The organism is Vibrio sp. 10N.261.52.A1, assembly GCF_002876325.1.
Taxonomy (GTDB): Bacteria; Pseudomonadota; Gammaproteobacteria; order Enterobacterales; family Vibrionaceae; genus Vibrio; species Vibrio chagasii.
In genome coordinates this window covers 5,754-8,032 of the sequence record NZ_MCYD01000966.1, presented here as the reverse complement: position 1 = coordinate 8,032, position 2,279 = coordinate 5,754, and the positions used below count along the sequence as shown (strand labels likewise).

General features: G+C 45.1%; 3 protein-coding genes. 1 reads left to right on the top strand and 2 read right to left on the bottom strand.

The window, feature by feature from the left end:
- The first annotated feature begins 122 nt into the window (after positions 1 to 122).
- A complete protein-coding gene (locus BCT81_RS20945) occupies positions 123 to 1,055 on the top strand; it encodes a LysR family transcriptional regulator (protein ID WP_102425705.1) in 933 nt (310 codons plus the stop codon).
- 120 nt (positions 1,056 to 1,175) lie between these two features.
- Here BCT81_RS20945 and BCT81_RS20940 read toward each other — a convergent pair whose 3' ends face one another.
- Positions 1,176 to 1,556, bottom strand: a complete 381-nt coding sequence (locus BCT81_RS20940; protein ID WP_004737837.1) for a hypothetical protein — start codon at positions 1,554 to 1,556, stop codon at positions 1,176 to 1,178.
- Between the two features lie 129 nt (positions 1,557 to 1,685).
- Positions 1,686 to 2,279 (bottom strand): ATP-binding cassette domain-containing protein (locus BCT81_RS20935; RefSeq protein ID WP_102425704.1); only part of this gene is annotated, 594 nt, incomplete at its 5' end.

Sequence of the window (2,279 nt, the reverse complement as noted above, 5' to 3'; positions counted from 1 at the left end):
ATCAAATTATTTTTGATAATAAGGTGTGTGTACGCAAGAAAAACACTAAGATTAGTCAGAAGAAAAAGCCAAACTTATGGCGAACAGAGCAACCGATTCACGGCTCAGAGCAGGGAAATGAAATGCTTCTTGAAGACTTACAAGTAATTTTAAAGGTAGCGGAGTTTCGTAGTATCACAGCAGCCGCCACTAACCTAGACATGCGCACAGCAACGGCAAGTGCGGCGGTGAAACGCGTTGAAGCGGCACTCGGTGCGGAGCTTTTCGTAAGAACCACTCGACATCTTCGCCTCTCTCCCGCTGGAGAACGATATTTACCAGAGTGCGAACAAGCGTTGAAAATGCTGGACCAAGCGAAACTTAATATACGTGAGGAGCTTGGTGTCATTGATGGCGAAATTCGAATCGCGCTTTCATCAGATTTAGGGCGAAACCTCGTCATACCTTGGCTAGATGAGTTTCTATTTGATTACCCTCAAGCGACACTTCGAACGAGCATCAGCGACAGTAACATCGACTTTTATCGTGATTCTGTGGATATGGCGCTGCGTTATGGTTCGCCAACTGATGCCAACATGTATGGCTTCAAAATTTGTGATGTGCCAAGAATATTATGTGCTTCGCCTGAGTATCTCGCAGAAAAAGGCAGCCCAGACCATCCAAGTGATTTGGCTGAGCACAACGGACTGCTGTATCAACTCCATGACATGTTACAGGATGAGTGGGTCTTTAACGACGGCACCCAAGACCACAAAGTAAAGCTCAAAGGGAATCGTGCATCCAATGACGCTGACCTAGTTAGGCGATGGTGTGTTGCAGGAAAAGGTATCGCGATAAAGTCTTGTTTGGATATGTCGAGTCATTTGCTGTCTGGCGATGTAGTCAAGATCATGCCCAACTATGAGCCGACACCAACTGAGCTTTGGTTGGTATGCCCAAGCCGTCAATCCATCACACCAACCGTTCGTCTACTAAGAGATTTATTCCGTGAGAAAACGACAGAGATCCTTTCCCGGCTAAATAAACAAGGTGTCATCAGCAGCACAACGTCTTAGTGCTGAATTTCAAACTGGATACAAAAAAGGCGCTAGCGAACCATTGTTCACGAGCGCCTTTTGCGAATGGCCTATCACCAAACATGGCAAACCGATTCGCTTACTTTAGAAGATACTTAGTTACTCTTCGATGATGTCACAGTCAGCACAACACTGAAGCGCAACTTCATGTTCGAACTCAATCGTGTCTTTACCGTCCTCAAGCAGCTCTGCGATCTCGTCAGCGACTTCTTGCTCATCATCCGCCTCGATTTCACCTTCAAGCTCTTCTTCTGAATAACCAAAGAAGTTCAACAGCAGGTACTCGCGAGCTTCTTCTTTCGTGCAAACAACGTTCGCAGTAAGGTCAGGGGTAATCTCACCTTGTGCTAGTGTTTCAGTCAGTTGCGCTAAAACCACCTCTTTCATCGCTGGCGTTAACCAACCAAGATCTGTGCTTACTGTCGTTTTTTTGCAGTCAAAACAAGGCAGTTGGTGAAAGTAGTATTGAAACGTAGTCATAGGTAATATCTTCTTTAAATGTTGTATAGCGAGATTATGCGCGTTTTTTAGCAAAATACTATCTCAATCACAACTCCGAATGACTGAATAGCTAGCTGTCGGTCAATAATTGCTTCAAACAATCACTACCTAAATCGCTACACACATCGGCGTATTCGAAATCGGATCGCGGAATACTTTCGCATTTAGGTCAAACACATCATCAAGTAACGCCTCTGTCATCACCTCGTCGGGCGAGCCTTCTGCCACAACACTACCCTGCTCTAACACCACCAAATGATCGCAGTAACGACACGCTTGATTTAGATCGTGTAGTACCACTACCACCGTTTTGCCTTTGGCGTTCATCTGTTGCATCAAATTCATAAGCTCCACCTGATGCGACATATCTAAATACGTGGTTGGCTCATCAAGCATAACGATGTCCGTATCTTGTGCTATCACCATTGCGATCCACGCTCTTTGCCTTTGTCCCCCTGATAATGATTCTACTGGCTTATCAGCATATTCAAGTACGCCTGTATCACGCATCGCTTGCTCAACAATGGTTTGATCGTCTTTTCCTAACTTTCCCCAGTGAGATACATAAGGAGAACGTCCATATTCGACCAATTTTCTAACGGTAATACCTTCCGGGCTAACTAGGATTTGTGGCAGAAGCGATAAAGAACGTGCAAGCGCTTTATCGCCAAAACTTGATAATGGTTTACCTTCAAACGACAC